The following is a 22,242-nucleotide window of genomic DNA, read 5'->3' as shown; positions in this document are numbered from 1 at the left end:
ACTTTGCGGGCTCAATAAAGTAAAGTGATGAAAAAATCGATTGTAATTTTAACGGGAGGAGGTCCCGCACCAGGAATGAATACTGTAGTGGGCAGTATTGCAAAAACCTTCATAGCAAATGGTTATCGTGTTATTGGATTGCATGGTGGCTATAAAGGACTGTTTTCTCAAAATCCAAAATATACAGAACTTGATTTTCTGCTTGCTGATTCTATTTTTAACAGAGGCGGCTCTTTTCTCATTATGAGCAGGTATAAACCTACTCCTGAGGATTTTGCACAAAATTTCAATATTGAATTTTTTAAAGAGAATAATATTAAACTTCTTGTCACTATTGGCGGTGACGATACTGCATCTACAGCTAACAGAGTAGCAAAATTTTTAACTGAACATAATTTTCCAATATCTAATATTCATGTTCCAAAGACTATTGATAATGATCTTCCACTTCCGTTAGCAAGACCTACTTTTGGCTACGAATCGGCTAAATCGGAAGGAGCAAGACTTGCCACAACAGTTTATGAAGATGCGAGAACAAGCAATAATTGGTTTGTTGTTTGTGCGATGGGAAGGTCTGCAGGGCACCTTGCTTTTGGTATAGGTTCTGCTGCTCACTATCCAATGATTGTTATTCCTGAGATGTTCAACAAAACAACTATTACCCTTGACAAAATCATAAGACTTGCAGTCTCCTCTATCGTAAAAAGGTTAATAATGGGAATTGAATATGGTTCAGTTATGATTTCTGAAGGTGTTTTCCATGAGTTTGATGAGAAGGAATTAAAAGAGTCCGGAGTTATATTTTCATATGATGACCACGGCCATCCCGAGCTTGGAAAAGTATCTAAGGCGCATATTTTTAACGAACTCTTAGAGACTAAGCTTCGTAACCTGGGTCTCAAAACAAAATGCAGACCCGTAGAGCTTGGGTATGAACTAAGATGCCAGCCACCTGTTGCCTATGATTTGGTATATTGTACTGAACTTGGAATTGCTGTACACCAGCTGTTTGATGAAGGTAAAACCGGATGCATGGTCTATATTGACAATCTGGGAAAAGTTGAACCATTGTACCTCAAGGATATACAAGACCCTAAAACAGGAAAGATACCTCCAAGACTTGTCTCACTTGAATCTGACAGAGTACAGGCAGTTATAAATAATATAATGCAATATATTACTAAAGAGGATTACGAACAGGCATCAAAATACCTCTCTGATCCGGAGGAATACGATTTCAGAAAAATTCTCAAATGGCAATAGGGCCATGAGCGGGAAAATTATTATATATCAAACTTTACCAAGAATTTCCGGGAACAGAGTCTCTAAGCCTGTTCCCGGAAATTCTTATGATATCAATGGTACCGGCAAATTCTCAGATTTTACTGATTCTAATTTATCGGAAATTAAAAGCTTAGGATGTACACATATTTGGTTTACAGGCATATTAGAGCATGCAACCCAAAGTCAGTGTTTAAGTAGTAATTGCGTCCCTGACCCGCCTGAAATTGTAAAAGGGATTGCTGGTTCACCTTATTCAGTAAAAGACTATTATGATGTAGCTCACTATCTGGCAGATAATCATGAGAGAAGAGTCGAAGAATTTGAAGAGCTTGTTATTCGATGTCATAATGCTGGTCTTAAAGTAATTATTGACTTTGTGCCAAATCATGTTTCAAGAGTATATAAGTCAGATAAAAATCCGGGATTAGTTCCGGATATTGGAGAAAATGATTTTTATTATTTACCCGGAAAGTATTTTAAATCGCCGGTTAATAATATCAAACACATTTACGAAGAGTATCCCGCCAGGGCAACCGGAAACAATTGTTTTACCGAGAATCCGACATTACAAGATTGGTATGAAACAGTAAAACTAAATTATGGAGTAGATTATTTTAATCATGGTACTAAATACTTTGATCCGGTACCCCCTTTATGGGACAAAATGGTTGATATTATCTTATACTGGTCGGGTAAAGGGGTAGATGGTTTTAGATGCGATATGGCGGAGATGGTCCCGTCTGAATTCTGGAAGTATTTAACAGATAAAGTTAAAACCAAATTTCCCGGACTTGTTTTTATAGCTGAAATATACAATCCGGATTCATACAGAACTTATCTTAATTCAGGATTTGACCTTCTTTATGATAAAGTTGGACTTTATGATACACTAATAGAAATCATAAAAGGAGAGAGTACTCCTGATAGTATAACAAAATGCTGGCAATCATTAGGAGATATTCAGGATTGCATGCTGAACTTCATTGAGAATCATGATGAACAAAGAGTAGCTTCAGATTTTGTTGCAAAGTCGCCGGAGAGAGGATTACCAGCAACTGCAGTTTCGGCTCTACTTAATAAATCATCTTTTTTATTATATTTTGGTCAGGAGATAGGGGAAAGGGGTATGAATTGTGAGGGTTTCAGTAGTTTAGACGGAAGAACATCAATATTTGATTTCTGGTCGTTAGAATCTTTTAATAATTACAGAAAAGGAATATACGACTATGCACTTTATAATAAATATAAATTTCTCCTAAATGTTTCGCTAAATGAGCAAGCGATTAAATATGGAGAAACTTATGATTTACAATATGCAAACATTTCCAACGACAATTACAATAACAGTAAATTATTCTCATTTGCAAGATATTACAACAATGATATTATATTTATTATTGTCAACTTCTCTGTCCATACAGAGAACCTTGCACTTAATATTCCCGAACATTTTTTTACTCACTGGAAAATTCAAAAAAAAGCAAATCAGAAATTTATTGATTTGTGGAGTGGAGAAGAATTTTTAGCAGATTTGAGTCCAACCGACAAGTTAATTCTGAAAGTAGAACAAAATTTTGTAAAAATATTTAAACTTTCACTTCAATAATATCATCCCAGGAAGTTGTATATCTTTTAGATAATAAATTTTGATTGGCCTTTATTCTTTCTATACCTGCCGCAGCTGTTACAATACTTTTATTTCCATACTTTGAGTTTATCTCGTCCATTACACTCATTAGCGAACTCTCTTTTTTGAGTTCATCTATTGATTCAAATAGAGTAGGAGTAAGGTCTGATTTTCTTATAATTGATGATAAAATCACACCGCATTTTTTGTATTGATAACCCTCTCTGAATATTGCTCTTAATCCATTGCAGGCATTTGATGCAATTACCATAGAGTTGTCAGTATATTCAGACAAGGAAATCAATACGCTCTGATTATGTGTTAAACCGGATTCTTTAAAAGGATTTGTCAGGATAAAAATTACTATTTCTCGACATACACCCTTTTGTTTTCTAAGCTTTTCCGCAGAAGAGGATGCAAAAGTCGCAATTGCTTTGTATAGATCCTCAAAATCTGACAAATCTGAAGCAAAGCTTCTACTTGTACATATCTGTTTTTTATCTGGAGCACCATCTTCAAGAGCAATACAATTCTCCCCTTGCAACTCTCTCCATGTTCTAAGACCAGTGACTCCCATTTTTGCCCTGATCCACTTTTCATCTTTCAAAATGAATTCATATGCAGTAGATACTCCATAAGAGGCAAGCATTTTTGAATGAGCGCGACCAATCCCCCATACATCTTCAACTGGAAATTTTTTCAATACACGAGATATATCAGACTCTTTGCTCATAAGGCAAAATCCTTTTGTTGAAGGGTATTGCTTACTAAGTTTTGTCGCAACTTTAGCAAGGGTTTTGGTTTTTGATACGCCGATGCTGACAGGTATCCCTACGCCTTTCCTGATTTTTCTAATTAGAGAGTGGCCAATGCAGGGAATCTCTTTGTCCGGTAATCCTCTGAAATCAATAAAAGCTTCATCAATAGAATATACCTCTATTGCAGGTGTGGATTGTCTTAATATCTCCATTACTCTTGCAGATATATCTCCGTATAAAGGAAAGTTTGAAGAGTATGCTATTACACCGTGATTATTAATTAACTCCTTTATTTTAAAAAAGGGAGCTCCCATTTTTATACCAATTGTTTTAGCCTCTGATGATCTTGATATAACACAACCATCGTTATTGCTGAGCACTACAACAGGCTTCCCCTCAAGTGAGGGGTTAAAAATCCTCTCACAACTTACATAAAAATTATTACAATCTGTCAGGCCATACATAGTCGATATACTTCTCCAATGTGAAAATCAATATTGATGCTAAAATTAGCCCCGCAATATTAGCAATTAAATCAAACGGATCAGAGTCTCTTGTGGGAGTTGTTGATTGTAAAAGCTCAGCCAGGATTGCAACCAAAATACCCGACCCCAGAATAACCGGATGTGAATATCTGCCCATCTTCTCCCTCAGCTCTTTTTTAACAGCCAGCCAGGCAGAAAGAGGATATGGGAAAAACATAATAAAGTGCGCTACTCTGTCTGCTCTTATCCCGAATATGGTACTTGATAAATCGACCCCTGTATCTTTAAAGGAGTAGAGACAGAAAAAAAAGACCAGAGCCAGATATATTATGAACAATATTTTGAATACTACTCTTATAATTTTCATCTAAAGCTTTTTGATAAGATATTTAACCACTCCCCAGATATAAAAGTCATTCTCTTTTTTAATAATTATCGGCTTAAATTTTGGGTTAGAGGGCATTAATACAATATTATCCCCTTCAATCCTAACCTTTTTAAGAGTAAACTCCCCATCAAAAAAACAAACTGCAATACAATTTTCGTATGGATCCTGTGATTTGTCAATTACAAGAATATCTCCGTCATCAACTCCATCACCAAGCATGCTCTCTCCTTTGACACGAGCAAAGAAGGTCGTAGAGGGGTTTTTTACCAAAGCTTTGTTCAGATCAAGTTTTTGTTCAATATGATCATCTGCGGGAGAGGGGAAACCTGCATGAACCGGAGAGTCAGAAATTGTAATGTTTAAAGTGCTTTTATCCTCCGGATGGAATAACTCAAATATTGTTTTATCTCTGTTTGTCATTGGTCTGTAATATAAGTGTTGCAATTTCTTTTTTAATTTGTATTTACAAATTTACTATTAAAACATTATTCGTTAAATTTTTGTTAAATAATTCATAATTGGTTCAAAATAATTTGATTGATAATTTAAAAATGCTAAATTTGTGAGTCTGAGCAAAAAACAGCTAATCCTAATGGAATCAACGCATTTCATATTAAAGTCCTGTTTAATTAAATTTGTAGCTACTTCTATTCTGTTAGCAGCATCAAATTTTCTTGGTGCGCAGAACACTGTAGAGAGAGCATTGTACAATGAAGGATATGAAAATCTGAGACATATATCAAAACCGGGAAAAGAGATTATATTTATTGAAAACGGGTCATCTCTTAATATTCAAAAATCAATACTTAAACTGCGAGAAGATGTTTTAGCTCTTTCAAGTGAGTTCAAGTCACAAAATATTGATGTGATTTTACTTGACAGAAAAATTCCGATACTGAGGATGTATACCAGTATTAACAAAATAGAGAATACACCTGTATGGAAGTCTGATTTTGTTTTTGATGAAGGGATGCATGAATTGAAATCTAATAATTATGATTCTTTTAAATATGAATCATTCGGTAAGATTGATTTAAAATTTTATCCTGTTTTCAGATTTAAGAATGCTAGGCTGGATGTAATGTATCTGCTCCAGTTCAATATTAACCCTACATTAGAAATATCTTTGTGGAGAGGTGCTAAAATGACTGCGCAGGTTATTTTTCCTGTTGTAAATGATTATTCAGTAGAGGAGGGAACAATAAGACCCGGTTTTATAACACTTTCTCAACAGTTTAGACTTCCATCCAACATATATGCTAATTTAACTATTGGCAATTTTAATACCTTCAGGGGAGGCGCAGATTTAAAATTATATAAATCTCTCTCAAAAAAAATTGGGGTTTATGCTCAGGCAAGTCTTACCTCTTACTCTTTCCCGATGTTTAACGATTGGCTCTACTCCGGAATAGATAAATTTACATGGAAAGTGGGTGCTAATTATGCATATAAACCATTGAAAATGATATTCAATTTATCTGTTCAGAAGTTTCTTGCGAACGATTTATCTGTAAGAGGAGAAGTAACCAGATATTTCAAAAATTCTGCGGTGGGATTTTATGTTCAATCTATGGCTATTCCGGATTATCCGGTAAACGGAGGATTCTTTTTTGCCTTTTCACTACCTCCCTATAAACATAACAGAAATAAATTTGTTAGAGTTACATCCGGTGACTATTTCTCTCTGGAATATATTGCCAGACCTTACGGACAATATGGAAGATATTTTACAACATCACCTGACGAAAACTCATCATATAATTTTTTTAATAGAATTCATTTAAGTCAAATCTTTGAAAATTAACCAAATATTAACAATTAACCAAGAAATTATGAAAGCAAAAACATTATTTTTAAGACTCAGGGGAATGGCTTTAGCTACTCTTCTGGCTGCTCTTTTTGCAGGAGCATGTACTAAGGTAGACGAACCTATTCCTATACCGGATCCGGATCCGGCAACATATACAATTAAAGGTGAAGTTTATAATAATAATACCGGATTAGCAATCTCAGGCGTTGCTGTTAAAATTGGTACATTAACAGGGACAACCGACAATGCCGGAAAGTTCCAGTTTGCAAATCTTACAACAGCCGGCAAATATACAATAGAGCTCACAAAAACCGGTTTTATGCCTGTTACTGTATCGTTGGAATTCCCTGCCGGAAGACCTAATGAGGCTCATATTTTCACTGTGAGCGCAATGATGGTGCCTTATGTTCCCGGAGGGGCATTTATATCTCCTTCAACCGGGGGTACATTATTTATTGAGGGAGGAGCAACAGATGCTAATTTAGTGATGGCTCCCAATACAGTTGCCAAAGACGAATCAGGAGCAACTATTAAGACTTCTTTCCAGATTCAGGCAGTTCAGACAAATGATCCGGGTGTCGGGACAGACAATAACATTCCATTTAAAGTGTTTAATTTTGGACCTGATGGTTACACATTCTCTCCTCCGCTTCAGCTAAAAGTAGACAATCCAATGACCAATTATCGTTTTGCTGATATAGCTCTTCAGTATTTCAAGAACAATGCCTGGGAGACTCAATCAACACCTGTCACTTATGATCCTGTTTTAAATGATTATGTTACATCTATCTCTCACTTCTCTAGTTACAGATTGGCTGTTAATTTTGTTAGAGTGGAATCATCTTCTACAGCAGGTATAAAAGTTTATGACAGCCTTAAAATAAATAGGGGACTTACCAATGCAACATGGAGTAACTGGAAATATCAAAAAAAATCCGGATGGATATTTTCAGAACCGGTTGAAACTACTTTAACGAACCTGGGAATTACAGGCGTTGATAAAGATCAATTAGCTGATGTAATAAATCAAATAGGAAGATTACTATCTGGTGGTTTCACTCCGGGGACCTCATTTACATTGAGCGATGAAACAGCAGTTAATCTAAAAAATATTCCCAGCATGACTATGCTTTTCGTGAAAGGAGAACAATCATTCCTGTCTTATTCATTTAACTTAAATGTTTATTATAGAAATAGTAATACTAAAGTATCAATTCCAATCAAATTGACTGGAGCCAAAAATGTAGTGCTTAGCTTTACGCCTGAAGCATACGATAATCATGCTCACGGCAAGTATTATAACCATGATAGTGGACTTGGTGGCGGTGGAACAATATAGGTTTTCGCTTATATTAGTTGAATGAGAGTCTTATTAACTATTAAAAGAGAGATGTTGGGAGTAGTTATCTTACTCCTGACATCTTCTTTTTTATACTCTCAGACCACTTTAGGTGTCTCAGGTTTGTTAAACAGCCCTAATGCTGTAATGTCACCGGACAAGACAGTGAAAATAGGGGGTAATTTCCTTCCCAAGCAATTTACTACTGATACCTGGGATTACCATACCTTCAATTTTTTCATAAATATCACTTTTCTCTCTTTTGTCGAAATTTCTATGAATAACACTGCTTTTGATCTTTGGAATCAGAATTATTTCAGCAATGTCGACAGGTCTATTTCTCTTAGAGTAAGACCTATTAAAGAGGGAAAATACTGGCCATCAGTTGTTTTAGGCTCAAACGATATAATTTCTACAACAAGCCTATTTGGATATGCTGAAGGTAATAAATATTTTGGGACACATTATTTAGCGCTTTCTAAGCACTTTCCTATCGGGCAGAGCACTTTGGGTATTCATGCTGCATACAATATCCCAGTAAGTGTTCATGTAAAACAAGAGTTTCCTGTCTCAGGCGGTATCTCTTTCTCTCCATCATTCTTTAAGCCTTTAAACATAATAGCAGAATATGATACAAGGGACTTTAATATTGGAGCAAACATTTTGCTTTTCAATCATCTCTATTTTCAGTTTTTTATGAATGAGCTAAAGTATCCTGTTTTTGGTATGCACATTCAGTTTACAATTTGAAGTTTCTTGCGAACGATTTATCTCTCAACGGAGGATTTTTTTGCTTTTCACTACCTTTATATAAACATAATAGAAATAAATTTGTTAGAGTTACATCCGGTGACTATTTATCTATATAACTCATTTAAGTCAAATCTTTGAAAATTAACCAAATATTAACAATTAACCATGAAATTATGAAAGCAAAAACATTATTTATAAAACTAAGGGGAATGGCTTTAGCTACTCTTCTGGCTTCTCTTTTTGCAGGAGCATGTACTAAAGTAGACGAACCAATTCCTATACCTGATCCGGATCCGGCAACTTATACAATAAAAGGTGAAGTTTATAATAATAATACAGGTTTGGCAATTTCAGGGGTTGCTGTTAAAATAGGTACATTAACAGGGACAACCGACAATGCCGGAAAGTTCCAGTTTGCAAATCTTACAACAGCCGGCAAATATACAATAGAGCTCACAAAAACCGGTTTTATGCCTGTTACTGTATCGTTGGAATTCCCTGCCGGAAGACCTAATGAGGCTCATATTTTCACTGTAAGCGCAATGATGGTGCCTTATGTTCCCGGAGGGGCATTTATATCTCCTTCAACCGGAGGTACATTATTTATTGAGGGAGGAGCAACAGATGCTAATTTAGTGATGGCTCCCAATACAGTTGCCAAAGACGAATCAGGAGCAACTATTAAGACTTCTTTCCAGATTCAGGCAGTTCAGACAAATGATCCGGGTGTCGGGACAGACAATAACATCCCATTTAAAGTGTTTAATTTTGGCCCTGATGGTTACACATTCTCCCCTCCGCTTCAGCTAAAAGTTGACAATCCACTCATAAATTATTATTTTTCAAATATAGTGCTTCAGTATTTTAAGAACAATGCCTGGGAGACTCAGTCAACACCTGTCACTTATGATCCTGTTTCCAATGATTATGTTACATCAATCTCTCACTTCTCTAAATACAGATTGACTTTTCAAGATATACTTAAAAGCTCATATTCAGTTGCTGGACTAAAAGTTTATGATAGCCTTAAAATAAATAGGGGACTTACCAATGCAACATGGAGTAACTGGAAATATCAAAAAAAATCCGGATGGGTATTTTCAGAACCGCTTGAAACTACTTTAACAAACCTGGGATATACAGGCTCTGATAAAGATCTACTAGTTCTATACATAAATGGAGTAGCAAATATGCTTACATACGGTTTATCATCCGGAACCTCGTTTGCACTGAGTGATGAAACAGCCCTTAATCAAAAAAACATTCCTAGTATGACAATGCTTTTTGTAAAAGGAGAACAAACATTCAAGACTATTGATTTTACTATAACTCTTTACGATCGTAGAAAAGAAAAGTTTACATTTATTCCAATCAAAATAATTGAAGCCGGATCTGTAGTGCTTACCTTTACACCTGAAGCATACGATAATCATGCTCACGGCAAGTATTATAACCATGATAGTGGACTTGGTGGCGGTGGATCAATATAGGTTTTCGCTTATATTAGTTGAATGAGAGTCTTTTTAACTATTAAAAGAGAGATGTTGGGAGTAGTTCTCTTATTCCTGACATCTTCTTTTTTATACTCTCAGACCACTTTAGGTGTCTCAGGTTTGTTAAACAGCCCTAATGCTGTAATGTCATCGGACAAGACAGTGAAAACAGGGGGTAATTTCCTTTAATTTCTTTATCAATATCACCTCTCTCTCCTTTGTTGGAATTTCTATCTTTTGTTTATGAAAATTAAATTTCTATTCATTGTCCTTTTATCACTATTGTGCTCGTCAATAAGTTTCTCTCAGGATAAAACTACTCCTGAAGGATCCTGGTTTGGTATTATTAATGCACAAGGCCTTGGAATTAAACTTGCATTTCACGTAGTTAAAAAGGACTCCCTTTTTATTGCAACTATGGATAGTCCGGACCAGCAGGCATTTGGAATACCAGTTAGTTCTGTCTTATACAGAAATTCAATGTTAAAAATTGAAATTGTTAATGCTCAAATTGAATATACAGGATTATTTACCGGGGACAGAATTATGGGGACTTTTAAACAAGCCGGATTATCATTCCCGTTGAATTTGTCAAGAAGGCCATTTGAGCGCGTTAAAAGGCCGCAAGAACCCAAAGATCCACTTCCTTACAATACTGAAGAGGTGACTTTTACTAATTCTGCAGATAGTATTACTTTTGGAGGGACATTGTCTACTCCCGGCTTAGATCCAATTAAGTATGTATTTGTATTAATATCAGGTAGTGGTCAGCAGAACAGGGATAGTGAGATATTTGGTCATAAACCATTTCTGGTTTTATCCGATTATCTTGCAAGAAATGGTATAGCAACTCTTAGGTTTGATGACAGAGGTATTGGCAAATCAGGAGGTAATCCGGCACTTTCTACAACAAAAGATTATGCAAAAGATGTTATCAGTGCTCTACGCTATTTAAAAGGCAGAAAGGAGTTTTCAAATTCAAAATTTGGATTGATTGGTCATAGCGAAGGAGGGCTCATTGCCCCGCTGGTTGCCTCCTCAACAGATCTGGCCGATTTAATGATTCTGCTGGCAGCACCTGCGCAGAGAGGTAAAGATGTTATTCTTAAGCAACAACGGATGATTGCATCTGCTGCCGGAGTTACTAAAGAGGAGCTGGATAAATATGAGATGACCTCTTCAAAACTTTTTGAGCTGGTTGAAGAAAACAAAGAGAATCCGGAGTTATACAACCTGGTTTATCAATTTATGCAAAGGGAATCTCAAGGTGAAGAAAAACCAGCAATAGAAGCTCAGGCAAGGAGTTTAGTAAACCCATGGATGCTGGAGTTTCTTTTCTATAATCCTGTTCCTGCATTAAAAAATTGTACTATTCCGGCCCTTGCAATCAATGGTGAAATGGACCTGCAGGTTGATCCGGAGAATTTGGAAATAATAAAGAACTCGTACGGAGACAAAAATAAAATCTCCATTCTTAGGGAACCCGGCCTTAATCATCTTTTGCAGCCATCAGATTCAGGCTCACCTGCAGAGTATGCAAAAATTGATACAACAATCTCTGATGAGATATTGAAATCAATCGTTAATTGGATTATACACAACTGACAGTCAGTTGCATAGCTGAATTTTTGTCATATTTTTTATTCTTAAAATGACAATATGTCTTAATCTTATTAATTTATAACAATTGGTATTTCATTTGATATATTTATGAAAGAACAATTAATTAATAGGAGGTATTACTATGACACTAATAAGAAGAAATGAAACAGTTCCGGCTTGGACAAATTTGTTTAATGAATTTTTAAACAATGACTGGAACGACTGGAGTTTGAAAAATTACTCCAAAACAAATACTACCATTCCATCAGTTAACATTAAGGAGACTTCTGATGATTTTGAAATTGAAGTAGCAGCTCCCGGATTTGACAAAAAGGATTTTTCTATTGAAATTAATCAAGGTACTCTTAAGATTTCATCGGAGAAAAAGAATGAAACTGATAATAATGAAGAATCTTATTCCAGAAAGGAGTTCAGTTACCAATCTTTTTGCAGATCTTTCAGCTTGCCGCTTTCTGTTAACAGCGAGAAGATTGAAGCTAAATATGAAAATGGGATATTATCAGTTGTTATACCTAAAAGGGAAGAGGCTAAGCCTAAGCCTGTTAGATTGATAGATATTAAGTAATTAAATTATAAAACTTTAGAAGAGGAGGCTGCTGTTGTCTCCTCTTTTTATTTTATAATCATCTTTAACTTGACTGGCTATCAAATTAACGGAATATGGGTATGCAAACTCTCTGAGGTCAGTGCCCTGTAACCAACTCTGCTCATCCACTTTTTTCAGGATAACCGGCATCCTTTTTTTTGTATTGTGAATTTCGCTCATTAGCTCGTTTGCAGCTGTGGTTAAAATCGAAAATGTACCAATATTTTCATTACTTTCAGCACTATACCAGAAAGAGTAGATACCTGCAAATGCAAATAGGGTATCATCAGCAGATGTAATCAGAAATTTCTGTAATTTATTACCTGCCAATGTTTTTAAGTGCTTCCATTCAAAGAATCCATCAGCAATAACAATACATCTGTTATTTATGTGATTTTTAAAAGATTTGACTATATCTGCTGTCTCTATCCTTGCGTTTAGAGTTTTCTCTCTGATTGATTTATCTGAAGCCCCTTGAGGAATTAACCCCCATGACAGCCGGGTAATGCAAGAAGGATTAGTTGAAGTTATAGTTTCGCAAAGTGGATGAGAAAATGCATTATAAATTATAGGGTTAACATAAGTATCAGTTTCAGGAATAGTGAGTTTAAACCTGTTTGCCACCTCTAGAGCCTCTTTAGATTGTTTAAAGTAGAAACACATTATTTAATTGTGAAACGCTCAATTAAATTATATAAATCCTCCTTCTTAATAGGCTTTGAAATGTAGTCATCAAAGCCTGAGTCTAAAATCTTTTCTCTGTCTCCTGATATTGAATATGCAGTTTGTGCAACAACAGGAATATCTGGTTTTAATTTCTTAATCTCTCTTGTTGCTTCATAACCATTCATGTCAGGCATGTTAATATCCATCAACACTAGAGCAATATGTTCATTATTCTGGACAATTTTTAAAGCTTCAGATCCGGTTTTAGCCCTAAAAATGTCAATATTAGTTTTCTTCATTATTGCCTTTATCAGTAAAAAGCTAGGATCGTCATCCTCTGCCAGGAGGATACTTATTCCTGAAAAATCATAAATTCGTTCGTTCACTATATTGTCCTCCTCAATTTTATAAAAATAATTTTTCTTTTTTAAGGGTAATGTAAAATTGAAAATACTGCCTCTATTTTCTTCAGATTCAACCCATATCTTTCCTCCAAGACTCTCTACCAATTTTTTTGCGATAGCCAATCCCAGACCAGCTCCTGCAAATGCTTTTGTATGATAAGTATCTCCTTGCTGGAACTCTTCAAAGATTAAATTCAACTTCTCTTTTGGTATACCAATCCCAGAGTCTTTTACAAAAAACTTAAGTAATCCTGAGTCATTATCTATTATTGATTCATATCCATATTCGATAGATCCTTTTTCTGTAAATTTAAGTGCATTTTTAAGCAGATTTACAAGAATTTGTTTTAACCTCTTCTGATCTGTTGAAATAATTGTTTTGTCCCTCCTGGATTTTGATGGAGTAGAGATACATAGCTTAACAGATTGCCGCCCCATTAATTTCTGCTCTCTTGATATAACAGCGAATATTTGATTGATTAAATCAGCGAGTTCTACATCCTCATAATTAAGCTTTATCTGTCCTGACTCAATAAGGCTGATATCAAACAGCTCTTCAATCAAACTCAAAAGGTGCCTTCCACTTTTATTTATAGTTGTTGCATATGAATCAATATCATCTTTTGTAAGATCATCAGACAGCAAATCTGAAAAGCCAATAATAGCGTTGAGTGGTGTTCTTAACTCATGGGACATAGTTGCGAGAAATCTGGTCTTTATTCTGTCGCTCTCTTCTGCTCTGTTCTTAGCATTTATTAAATCCTCAATTAGCTGTTTCTGGGTAGTTATATCATCTTTAATCGCAACGAAGTTTGAAATCTTACCTTTATCGTCTAGAATAGGAGCAATTGTAACATTTTCCCAAAATATTTTTCCTTCTCTGTTTTTATTTGCAATTTCACCTCTCCAGCTTTTTCCGGATAAAATAGTTTCCCAGAGATCACTGTAGAATTTATCTGAATGAAGGTGGGATTTGGTTATGGATGGCTTTCTACCTGTTACCTCTTTAATATCGAAACCAGATATTTTTGTATATGCAGGATTAACATATTCTATAGAGCCATTCTCATCAGTAATTATTACGGATGAGTTGCTCTCATTAACAGCTGCAGATAGTTTAGAGAGAAGTTTTGTTTTAGCTTTTGCCTCAAGAAGTTCAGTGATCTCATTTGCAATAACGAGTCTAGACTCCTTCCCATTGTATAATAATCTGTGTGAATTGATTTCAACATAAATTATTTCTCCAGACTTAAATTTATGTCTCCAGCAATTTTTGGAAATATTAATTTCATCAGAGGATTGTTGAATATCTTCAATCAGAGAGTTAACATCTTCATGGGGCCTGATATCTTTGATAGTCATTTTACTGAATTCATCTCTTGAGTACCCGTATTTTGCTATTGCTGCATTGTTTACTTCCAGGAAACAGAGAGTATAGATATCATAAATCCACATGGGTTGTGGATTGTTTTCAAATAAAAATTTTGATAATGCTATTTGATCCATACTGCGCAAAAGAGATATCCGGCGCCAAATGTATAAAATTATTCTGTAAAAGATATGACTCTCAGTGTTTTTTCAATTGCTCTTCTTATAATTTCAATAGATTTGTCTTCATTAATTATATATCCCTTTTTCCACAGAGATGTTACAAATTCAGAGTGGCTTCTTCCTTTCCGATAATCGGGCTCCTTGCCTGGATGCTTAAGATACCTTGAAAAAAGTGCCGGGTCTTCAGAAATATTTAAAACGGCATGATAAAAATACTGATTATCTTTTAGATACATTGATGAACCCATGATTTTCTGATTTTCAATTGACAAATCAGAGATCCCTTTTGAATATACGCCCTCAACTCCAGCTGATATGAATTCCTCAATAAGAGAGTTATTAATTGTCTTAAATAGTATCTGCGGATCAACCCTTTTTAACAAGGGGAATTTTATTGAGAATACCAATGTTGAAGGAGTAAGGATAACTGTTTCACCTCCTGATGGCCTCTGCATCACTATGAGATCATCTTGTAATACATTTTCTTTAATAAGTGCATTCTCAACATTGTTTGACCGACCAAGAACAATATAAATTCTATCCGGTACCCATATCTTATATCTGTTGCTATTGTCAGGCAACAATATATCTGCATCAGGCAGAGAGTAGGGGAGTGCTGTGATTTGGTTTGGCATCATTAATCAAGCAGGCCCTAAAAGTGGGCCTGCTAAAAGTGTTATTATCTATTTATGAATTGCTCTGTCTACTGCTTCAAATCCAGCTTCCATAAATACTTCAGAAACAGTTGGATGAGTATGGACAGTTTGAGCTATATCGTATACAGTTGATTCCAGTTGAATGTATGCAGCAGCTTCATTAATCATATCTGTCGCATTTGGGGCAACAATCTGTACTCCTAAAACCTCTCCAAGTTTATTGTCTGATAAGATTCTTACAAAGCCCTCAGCAGATCCCTCTGTTTGAGCCTTTCCATTTGCAGATAGAGGAAATTCACTAACCTTGTAGTCTACTCCGTCCTCTTTCAGTTTATCTTCTGTAAAACCAATCTGAGCGGCCTCCGGAACAGTATACATATTCATTGGTAACTTGTTTATATCAAGTTTCCCCTCTATTCCCTTAAGTCTGTTTATTACAAACAGACCCTGAGCAGATCCAATATGGGCAAACATAGCAGTTCCGTTTACATCACCTACTGCAAATATACCCTCAACAGATGTTTCACAATTCTCGTCTACTGATATGAACCCATCTTTGACAGAGATATCAATTTCAGTTGGAATGATATTGCCTTTTCTGTCATTTGCATTTATTATCAGGTCGCAGTCAATCTCTTTTCCTGCAAGGAATAGCTTATTGTCTTTCCATATTTCAGATAATGAGGAGATTGAAGTGTTATATATTATGTCAATTCTATCTTTTTTTAATTTGCTCTCCATATAATTTCTGACATAAGTATCGGCTTTAGGCATGATAAAAGTGGTATCCGATATCAGAGTAACTTTTCTATCCATCATGTTAAAGAGTTGTGCAAGCTCAATAGCAACTGGAGATTTGCCCAGTACAACTATATTCTGAGGGACCTCCCTTTCTGTGAATAGCTTTTTTGGTTCAATTACTAAATCATCGTGTTCTGTTTCGATTTTTGGAGAAGAGGATCCGGTTGCAATTATTATATTTTTAGTCTCCAGTAATCTATTGTCTACAAGTACTGATTTAGAGGAGATGATTTTTGCCTCTCCGTTGATAATGTCAACTCCATTTTTCTTTAACAGAAATTCAACTCCTCCTGTAAGTCTTTTGACAATAGTGTCTGCCCTTTTAATTCCCTTGCTCCAGTTGAAAGATACGCTCTTTTTATCTATACCCTCAATACCAAATCTTGCAGAATCTTTTGTTATTCTTTGATATAGTTTTACGCTTTCCATCATGGATTTAGAGGGGATACATCCCCAGTTCAGGCACATACCTCCAATCTGGTTCTTTTCTATGATTGCTGTCTTAAGGCCAACTTGCCCGGCTCTAATGGCTGCAACATAACCTGCAGGACCTGAACCTATTATTATTAAATCATACATAATTATATCCTCTTTGGTTATTCCATTATTATACTTACAGGATCTGATAGATAACCCATTATTGTGTTTATAAACCTTGCTGTTTCTCCTCCATCTGCTATTCTGTGATCTACACTTAGCGAAAGAGGAAGAACGAGTCCTGGGACAACATTCTCTCCCTTTACAACAGGTTTCTTATCAATTCTTCCAATGCCTAGAATTCCGGCTTGTGGATAGTTTATTACCGGAACGGCAAATAATCCTCCAATGCTGCCATAACTTGTTATTGTAAATGTACCATCTTTCATGTCATCAAGAGTAAGTTTTCCATCTTTAGCTTTGTCTGAAAAATTTTGAATTTCTAAAGCAATCTCTTTAATAGTTAACTTGTCTGCATTTCTAATAACTGGAACAACCAGTCCTTTTGCGGTATCTATTGCAATTCCAATATTATAGTACTTTTTATAGATCATATTTCCTCTCTCCATATCCATCTCTGCATTGAGAGCTCTGAATTTTTTGAGAGACAAAGCTGTAGCTTTAATTATAAAAGCTAAGTATGTAAGCTTTACACCATTTTGAGAGTATACCTCCTTATATCTCTTTCTTACTTTATCCAGCTCACTTATCTCAACCTCTTCAAATACAGTCATATGAGCTGCATTATGTTTGCTTTGAATCATGTTCTTTGCAATAGTTTTTCTAATCTGAGATAAAGGTTCAATTTCAACTAAAGGCTCTGTTAATACTGCTTTGTCATTAACCGGTGAGTTTTTAGAAGAAATTTTTGACTTGGATGAATCCGAAAGTTCTCTTAAAATATCATCTTTTGTCACACGACCTGCCGGACCAGTACCTTTCACATTGTTGATATCCAGGCCACTATCTTTTGCCAAAGCTCTTGCAACTGGTGTAGCCAATACTTTTTGGCTTCTGGATAAGGTTGCAGATGAAGTTTCTACACCCTCTTTACTTGCCGATAGAACGGCATTATTGCCTGCTACTTCAAGAGTACCTACTACTCCAGCCCCCTCTTCGTTAACAGCTTCTGTTTTAGCTGCCTCTTCAACCGCGGCCTCTCCTTCAACACCTGCAATATCAATCTCAACAAGAGCTGAGCCAACATGTATTGTTTCTCCAACTTTGCCGAATTTGGCAGCTATTACACCATCTCTGGGGGAGGGGATGGCTGTGACTACTTTATCGGTCTCCATTGTTACCAATGAATCTCCCATTTTAACTCTCTGTCCCTTCTCTACATGCCATTCAACAATAGTCCCCTCTTCAAGACCCTCGCCTATATCGGGAAATTTGAATATATATCTCATAATTTCAATATTTTACAATTTTTTCAATCTCATAGAAAATTTTAAGAGGATCCTGCATATAGTGATGCTCTCCTTTAGGAAGTGGTACAATCACATCGTAACCTGATACCCGGGCAGGTGGTGCCTCAAGGTGAAGGAATGCCTCTTCAATCGCAATCTGGCTTATCTCAGCCCCTAACCCAAACGACTTTGGCCCCTCTGTGACTGTAATAATCCGTCCTGTTTTCTTAACCGATTTGGCAATTGTCTCTTTATCTATTGGATAGATTGATCTAAGGTCAATTAATTCAACACTTATCCCAGCCTCTTTTGCCATTACCATTGCTTTCTGAACCTCTCTTATCATCGCTCCAAATGAGACTACTGTAACATCCGTCCCTTGAGAAAGTACATTTGCTTTTCCAAGAGGAATAGTAAATTTGCCTTCCGCAACTTCTTGTTTAATAGCTCTGTATATTCTCTTTGGTTCCATGTAGAGAATTGTGTCATTGCTTTCTATGGCAGAAATCAGCATACCCTTGGCATCATGCGGAGTTGAAGGGGCAATAACTTTTAGCCCGGGAATATGACCAAAAATTGCTTCCATACTCTCACTATGATGTTCAAGTGCATTTATTCCTCCACCATATGGCATTCTGATTACCATAGGAGTTTTGTGTTGCCCTCTTGATCTGTTATGCATTCTTGATGCATGGCTGATTATCTGATTAAAAGCTGGATAAATAAATCCACAGAACTGCATCTCAACAACTGGTCTCATTCCGGCAATTGCCATACCGATAGCAGTACCCACTATACCTGACTCAGCCAGAGGAGAGTCAAACACCCTCTCTGCACCATGCTTTAGCTGCAAACCCTCTGTAACCCGGAAAACACCACCTTCAACACCAACATCTTCTCCGTAAACAACAACGCTCCTGTCTTCACTTAACTTAATATCCAATGCATCATTAATAGCATTGACCATATTCATTATTTTCATTACTCTTTCTCTTTTTTAGGTATGTTATTATTTAACTTTTGATGCCTTCCATTCCAGAAACCTTTCATACTCCCTCTCCTGATCTTTCAAATCATCGGGCATCTCGGCATACATATACTTGAATATATCCTCTTTAGGATACGGACCATAATTTTCTGCTTCAATGAATTGTCTGTCAACTTCAATCTTAAACTGTTCAACAATCTTCTCCTCTTCTTTTTCACTCCACAGTTTCTTGGTAATAAGATAACTCTTAAGCCTCTTTAACGGATCCTTAATATCCCAAAGTTCCTCCTCCTCCTTGGTTCTGTATTTAGTAGGATCATCTGATGTAGTGTGTGCTCCCTTTCTGTAAGTAACTGCTTCAATAAGCACGGGACCTTCACCTTCTTCACAGATTCTAATTGATTCCTGAATAGTTTTGTACATAGCAAAGTAGTCATTACCATCTACTTTAATGCCTTTTACCCCATATGCAACTGCTTTTACAGCCAGGTTTTCAGATGCTGTCTGCATCCGGGTTGGGGTAGATATACCATACTGATTATTCTGTATGATAAAAATAACCGGAATTTTCCATACACCTGCAAAGTTTATTGCTTCGTGAAAATCTCCTTCTGATGTTCCTCCATCACCTACAAAAGCATAGACAAGATCTTTTTCTTTGTTGTATTTAATAGCATAACCAAGTCCCGCAGCATGCAAAAACTGAGATGCAATAGGGACGCTGATAGGTAATGTTTTTTTTGCCTTACTATAGTTTGAGCCATCTTCGTATCCCATAAAATATAAAAACAGCTCTTTTAATGTCACTCCTTTTGCCAGCATAGCACCCATCTCTCTAAAGGCAGGTACTAACCAGTCATCTTCTCGAATCAGTGCTCCAACAGCCCCTGAAATAGCCTCTTGACCATAATTTGGAGGATAAGTGTAAATTCTTCCCTGTCTTTGATATGAGACTATCTGCAGATCTGCAGTCCTTGCAAAAAGCATATCCTTGTATGCCTTTAGAAGCTTATCATCATCTATAGCAGGCATCAGATCTTTAGCCACTATCTTTCCCTTGTGGTCCATGATCTGAAACTCCTTGTTTTTGATTGGATTATATTCGTTAAACATATGTTTTAATTATTGATGTCTTTATAAAACAAATAATTGTACATATTGTTGACTTAACAATTAATCAAAAAAAAAGGGTGGCAATTTGCCACCCCGGTTATCAATTTAATCAATATTAAAGATCGTGTCTGACGAATAGTTCTATTGCCTGGTATTCTGCCATTCCCAACTTGTCAAAAAGCAAGGCTGTGTTATGGTTTCTCTCTTCTGCCCTCTGCCAGAATTCTCGTTTATCAGATCCTGGAAAAAGAGGTCTGTCTTTTTGAGACTGGTGTTTGAAGATTGCCTCCCTTTTAATGAATACCTCTTCCGGACTAAGGGGAACTGCCATATTGGAATCAGCAACATCCCACTCTTGCCATGCACCGCGATATAGCCATACTCTACAGTCTTTCAACCACTTTTCGTCCTTAAGTTCATCTAAAGCAGCAAGTATAGCTTGAAGGCAAACTCTATGTGTTCCGTGAGGGTCACTCAGATCACCGGCAGCATATATCTGATGAGGTTTAACCTGTTGAAGGAGATTCTTCACAATCTCAATATCAGCGTTACTGATTGGTTTTTTCTTAACTCCACCGGTTTCATAAAACGGAAGGTCAAGGAAGTGAACTCGGTTCTCTGGAATTTTAAGATATCTGCAGGCGGCTTTGGCTTCACCTCTTCTTATCGCACCCTTTACAGCTCTTATATTAGGAGTGTCTGGTTGCCCTGGGTGTTTAACACTAAGTTCCTTAAGAGCAGATTCGTAAATATTTTCACTTTTAACAGTGTCATAGTCAAATATCTTAGAGCTGTCTCTTATAAAATCCAGGAATCTGACAGCATCATGATCAAAGACAGCGATGTTTCCTGAAACCTGATATGCTATATGAACCTCGTGGCCGTGCTCAGAGAGCCTTGCCATTGTTCCACCCATTGATATTACATCGTCATCTGGATGAGGGCTGAAAATTATTACTTTCTTAGGAAAAGGCTTGGCTCTTTCCGGTCTGGTAGAGTCGTCGGCATTTGGCTTTCCTCCCGGCCATCCGGATATAGTATGCTGAAGATCATTAAATACCTTTATGTTAATCTTGCTGGCTGGTCCATTTTCAGTTACAAGATCACTCATCCCATTGTCATTGTAATCTCGGTCAGTTAATTTTAGAATTGGCTTATCAAGTTTTTTGCAGAGCCAAAATACTGATTTTCTTATCATAAAATCAGTCCACTCTACAGAACCGGTTAGCCAAGGGGTTTTAACCCTGGTTAATTCAGCAGCAGCAGGCAAGTCAATAATCACCTCCAGGTTATCGTGCTGCTGTAAATAGGATAGGGGAGTCTGTTCGTTTATCGGTCCCTCTACCATTTTAGCAATAGATGGTGCCTTACCTTCTCCCCATGCAAGGAAGAATATTTTTTTTGCGGAAAGAATAGTCTCAATACCCATTGTGAGCGCATGGAAAGGCACATATTCAACACCAAAGAACTCTGACGCTGCCGAGACTCTGGAGGAGTAGTTGAGGGTAATTAGCCTTGTTTTTGAGTTATAAGGAGATCCAGGCTCGTTGAACCCCATTCCGCCAGTAATAAGGGCATCAATACCTCCTAGTTTTTTTATTGAGGATTCATAGTTTTCGCAGTAATCATGAACTTTTGATTTTGCGACTTCTCCATCTAAAAAATGGATATTCTCTTTTGGTATATCAATGCCTTCCAGAATATATTCCTGAAAAAAACGGTAGTGGCTTTGTAATTCATTTTTATTCAGAGGCCAGTACTCTTCTACGGAAAAAAGATGAACATTCTTAAAAGAGAGATCTTTTGTTTTATGAATGTTAACCAGTTCTTCGTAAACTTGGATGGCTGAAGAACTTGCGCTGAGTGCCAGAACACAATTCTGTCCTTTTCTTGATTTGCTTCTTATTAATTCTGCAATAGTTTCTGCAACGAGAACCGAAGCTGCGGAAGAGTCTTCGTAGATATCTACAGGAATCTTCTCGTACCTTTTTGTGAAATCACCGTGAATTATCATAACATTAGAATTGAACT

General features: G+C 36.4%; 20 protein-coding genes. 9 read left to right on the top strand and 11 right to left on the bottom strand.

Annotated elements, in window-relative coordinates; all coding sequences use genetic code 11:
* The first annotated feature begins 27 nt into the window (after positions 1-27).
* Positions 28-1,263, top strand: a complete 1,236-nt coding sequence (locus tag U5907_01535; GenBank protein WRQ33341.1) for a 6-phosphofructokinase — start codon at positions 28-30, stop codon at positions 1,261-1,263.
* Positions 1,264-1,267: 4 nt separating this feature from the next.
* Entirely contained in the window at positions 1,268-2,890 is a 1,623-nt protein-coding gene (locus U5907_01530) for an alpha-amylase family glycosyl hydrolase (protein WRQ33340.1), read from the top strand.
* Here the strand turns inward: U5907_01530 and U5907_01525 are convergent.
* From U5907_01525 to umuD, 3 genes are read right to left on the bottom strand one after another with little or no spacing between them, the layout of a single operon-like run.
* Complete coding sequence (locus tag U5907_01525; protein WRQ33339.1) at positions 2,871-4,133, bottom strand: Y-family DNA polymerase; 1,263 nt, start codon at positions 4,131-4,133, stop codon at positions 2,871-2,873. The genes U5907_01530 and U5907_01525 overlap by 20 nt on opposite strands.
* The gene (locus U5907_01520; GenBank protein WRQ33338.1) at positions 4,111-4,521 is read right to left on the bottom strand and encodes a VanZ family protein; all 411 of its coding nucleotides are present in this window, start codon (positions 4,519-4,521) and stop codon (positions 4,111-4,113) included. Before U5907_01520 ends, U5907_01525 begins: the two co-directional genes overlap by 23 nt.
* On the bottom strand, positions 4,522-4,962 hold the full coding sequence (gene umuD, locus U5907_01515; protein ID WRQ33337.1) for a translesion error-prone DNA polymerase V autoproteolytic subunit: 441 nt from the start codon (positions 4,960-4,962) through the stop codon (positions 4,522-4,524).
* Between the two features lie 172 nt (positions 4,963-5,134).
* On the opposite strand from umuD, the gene U5907_01510 reads away from it, so the two are divergent.
* The 7 genes from U5907_01510 to U5907_01480 all read left to right on the top strand — a co-directional run bounded on the left by U5907_01510 (position 5,135) and on the right by U5907_01480 (position 12,125).
* Complete coding sequence (locus U5907_01510) at positions 5,135-6,346, top strand: hypothetical protein (GenBank protein ID WRQ33336.1); 1,212 nt, start codon at positions 5,135-5,137, stop codon at positions 6,344-6,346.
* Between the two features lie 28 nt (positions 6,347-6,374).
* Entirely contained in the window at positions 6,375-7,691 is a 1,317-nt protein-coding gene (locus U5907_01505; protein ID WRQ33335.1) for a carboxypeptidase-like regulatory domain-containing protein, read from the top strand.
* A 21-nt stretch (positions 7,692-7,712) separates the two neighbouring features.
* Complete coding sequence (locus U5907_01500) at positions 7,713-8,441, top strand: YjbH domain-containing protein (protein WRQ33334.1); 729 nt, start codon at positions 7,713-7,715, stop codon at positions 8,439-8,441.
* Between the two features lie 176 nt (positions 8,442-8,617).
* Positions 8,618-9,934 (top strand): carboxypeptidase-like regulatory domain-containing protein, encoded by a 1,317-nt coding sequence (locus U5907_01495; protein ID WRQ33333.1) that lies wholly within the window; start codon positions 8,618-8,620, stop codon positions 9,932-9,934.
* Between the two features lie 21 nt (positions 9,935-9,955).
* Positions 9,956-10,126 carry a hypothetical protein gene (locus U5907_01490; protein ID WRQ33332.1) on the top strand — a complete coding sequence of 57 codons (171 nt, stop codon included), beginning with the start codon at positions 9,956-9,958 and terminating at the stop codon, positions 10,124-10,126.
* A gap of 54 nt (positions 10,127-10,180) precedes the next feature.
* Entirely contained in the window at positions 10,181-11,542 is a 1,362-nt protein-coding gene (locus U5907_01485) for an alpha/beta fold hydrolase (GenBank protein ID WRQ33331.1), read from the top strand.
* 139 nt (positions 11,543-11,681) lie between these two features.
* A complete protein-coding gene (locus tag U5907_01480; protein ID WRQ33330.1) occupies positions 11,682-12,125 on the top strand; it encodes an Hsp20/alpha crystallin family protein in 444 nt (147 codons plus the stop codon).
* A gap of 15 nt (positions 12,126-12,140) precedes the next feature.
* On the opposite strand, the gene U5907_01475 is transcribed toward U5907_01480, so the two are convergent.
* From U5907_01475 to U5907_01440, 8 genes are all read right to left on the bottom strand, one after another.
* The gene (locus tag U5907_01475) at positions 12,141-12,809 is read right to left on the bottom strand and encodes an SOS response-associated peptidase (protein ID WRQ33329.1); all 669 of its coding nucleotides are present in this window, start codon (positions 12,807-12,809) and stop codon (positions 12,141-12,143) included.
* On the bottom strand, positions 12,809-14,722 hold the full coding sequence (locus U5907_01470; GenBank protein ID WRQ33328.1) for a PAS domain S-box protein: 1,914 nt from the start codon (positions 14,720-14,722) through the stop codon (positions 12,809-12,811). The genes U5907_01475 and U5907_01470 overlap by 1 nt, the downstream gene beginning before the upstream one ends.
* A 38-nt stretch (positions 14,723-14,760) precedes the next feature.
* Entirely contained in the window at positions 14,761-15,402 is a 642-nt protein-coding gene (locus U5907_01465) for a hypothetical protein (GenBank protein WRQ33327.1), read from the bottom strand.
* A 48-nt stretch (positions 15,403-15,450) separates the two neighbouring features.
* Positions 15,451-16,803 carry a dihydrolipoyl dehydrogenase gene (gene lpdA / locus U5907_01460; GenBank protein WRQ33326.1) on the bottom strand — a complete coding sequence of 451 codons (1,353 nt, stop codon included), beginning with the start codon at positions 16,801-16,803 and terminating at the stop codon, positions 15,451-15,453.
* Positions 16,804-16,820: 17 nt separating this feature from the next.
* Positions 16,821-18,110: a dihydrolipoamide acetyltransferase family protein gene (locus U5907_01455; protein ID WRQ33325.1), complete on the bottom strand. Its 1,290-nt coding sequence runs from the start codon at positions 18,108-18,110 to the stop codon at positions 16,821-16,823.
* A 4-nt stretch (positions 18,111-18,114) separates the two neighbouring features.
* Positions 18,115-19,092 carry an alpha-ketoacid dehydrogenase subunit beta gene (locus U5907_01450; GenBank protein ID WRQ33324.1) on the bottom strand — a complete coding sequence of 326 codons (978 nt, stop codon included), beginning with the start codon at positions 19,090-19,092 and terminating at the stop codon, positions 18,115-18,117.
* Between the two features lie 27 nt (positions 19,093-19,119).
* Positions 19,120-20,211: a pyruvate dehydrogenase (acetyl-transferring) E1 component subunit alpha gene (pdhA, locus tag U5907_01445; protein WRQ33323.1), complete on the bottom strand. Its 1,092-nt coding sequence runs from the start codon at positions 20,209-20,211 to the stop codon at positions 19,120-19,122.
* A 115-nt stretch (positions 20,212-20,326) separates the two neighbouring features.
* Positions 20,327-22,225, bottom strand: a complete 1,899-nt coding sequence (locus U5907_01440; protein ID WRQ33322.1) for a glucosamine-6-phosphate deaminase — start codon at positions 22,223-22,225, stop codon at positions 20,327-20,329.
* Positions 22,226-22,242: the final 17 nt, after the last annotated feature.

The sequence above is a fragment of the Bacteroidales bacterium MB20-C3-3 genome (assembly GCA_035609245.1).
Classification (GTDB): Bacteria; Bacteroidota; Bacteroidia; order Bacteroidales; family UBA932; genus Bact-08.
The sequence above is the reverse complement of the archived record's forward strand: the minus strand, read 5'-3'. Positions and strand labels throughout refer to the sequence as shown.